Genomic DNA, 1,854 nt, shown 5'->3' with positions numbered 1-1,854 from the left:
GGCCGCCGCGTCGCGCTCGCCCAGGCGCTGGCGCCCGAGCCCGACGTGCTGCTGCTGGACGAGCCGACCAACCACCTCGACCTGCCGGCGATCGAGTGGCTCGAGGCCGAGCTGAAGGGCACCCGCGCCGCGATGGTGCTGATCAGCCACGACCGGCGCTTCCTCTCCGCCCTGTCCCGCGCCACGATCTGGCTCGACCGCGGGGTCACCCGCCGGATCGAGCAGGGGTTTTCCGGCTTCGAGGCCTGGCGCGACGCGTTCTTCGAGGAGGAGGAGCGCGACCGGCACAAGCTCGAGCGCAAGATCAACGACGAGGAGCACTGGCTCCGCTACGGCGTCACCGCCCGGCGCAAGCGCAACGTGCGCCGCCTCGGCAACCTGCACGCGCTGCGCAAGGAGCGCCGCGACGACCGCCGCCCGGTCGGCACCGTGACGATGCAGGCCGGCGAGGCCGAGGCCTCGGGCACGCTGGTGATGGAGGCCAAGAACGCGAGCAAGAGCTTCGGCGAGCGCCGGATCGTCGCCGACCTGTCCCTGCGGGTGATGCGCGGCGACCGCCTCGGCATCGTCGGCGCCAACGGCGCCGGCAAGACCACGCTGATCAACCTGCTCACCGGCAAGCTGCAGCCCGACGACGGCAGCGTCCGCCAGGGCACCAACCTGAAGATGATGCTGCTCGACCAGGCCCGCGCGGTGCTCGAGCCGAGCATGACCGTGACCGAGGTGCTGACCGGCGGCAGCGGCGATTCCGTCGTCGTCAACGGCGTCAGCCGCCACGTGGTCGGCTACCTGAAGGACTTCCTGTTCACCCCCGAGCAGGCGCGCACGCCGGTGTCGGTGCTCTCGGGCGGCGAGCGCAACCGGCTGCTGATCGCCCGCGCGCTGGCGCAGCCGGCCAACCTTCTGGTCCTCGACGAGCCGACCAACGACCTCGATCTGGAAACCCTCGACCTGCTGCAGGAGATGCTCGGCGACTATTCCGGCACCCTGATCCTGGTGAGCCACGACCGCGACTTCCTCGACCGCGTCGTCGGCAGCGTGCTGGTCTCGGAAGGCGAGGGGCGCTGGGTCGAGTATGCCGGCGGCTACTCCGACATGGTCAACCAGCGCGGGATCGGCGTGCAGGCGCGCGCTGGCGCCAAGGGAAAAGCCGAGGGGAAAGCCGACGCCAAGAGCGGCGCAAAGGCCGACCTTCGCGAAAGGGCGGACACGGCGCCCGCGTCGAAGGCGAAGCTGAACTTCAAGGACCAGCACGAGCTGAAGACGCTGCCCGCGCGGATGGAGAAGCTGCAGGGCGCGATCGCGCAGCTGCGCACGGTGCTGGCCGATCCCGGCCTCTACGCCCGCGACGCGGCCCGCTTCGACAAGGCATCGGCGATGCTCGCCCAGGCCGAGGTCGAGCTGTCCGGCGCCGAGGAGCGCTGGCTCGAGCTGGAGATGCTGCGCGAAGGGTGAGCGTCCGCCGGCCTTCATGATGCCGCGATGGCGGTTCAGGTTTCCGGTGCAGAAGTTCCAGGACTCACACATCTCCGGGTGGCGGCACCGGACGGCGTGTTCGAAGCACGGCTCAGCACTCTCTCCCGCGCGGGGGAGGGGACCCGTGCCCGATCATGCGCTCTGTGAGACGAGGATCGCCCGCCATCATCGGATCGTAGCCCGTGCCGTCTCGCCATCCGCCCGCATCGCTTGACGCCCTGCGATCCAAAGGCTGGCTGCTCGGCTTGCCCGTGCTCGGGCTGATCTGGGTCGGCACCACGCTGTACGCCGGGCCCGGGATCGGCGCGCGGATCGCCGAGGCCGGCGAGGCGGTGGCGCAGGCGACCGAGGCCGGATCGCCCGAGCCCTGGCTCCGCG

2 protein-coding genes are annotated in these 1,854 nt (G+C 71.0%); both read left to right on the top strand.

Annotation, left to right across the window (positions count from 1 at the left end; translation table 11 throughout):
• On the top strand, positions 1–1,455 hold a 1,455-nt coding region (locus FV230_RS27905; protein WP_147844672.1), incomplete at its 5' end, for an ATP-binding cassette domain-containing protein.
• Between the two features lie 203 nt (positions 1,456–1,658).
• Positions 1,659–1,854: hypothetical protein (locus FV230_RS27900; protein ID WP_147844671.1), on the top strand; the 196-nt coding region annotated here is incomplete at its 3' end.

This window comes from Methylobacterium sp. WL6, assembly GCF_008040095.1.
GTDB lineage: Bacteria > Pseudomonadota > Alphaproteobacteria > Rhizobiales > Beijerinckiaceae > Methylobacterium.
Note: the sequence above shows the minus strand (reverse complement) of the source record. Positions and strands in the feature narration are given on the sequence as shown.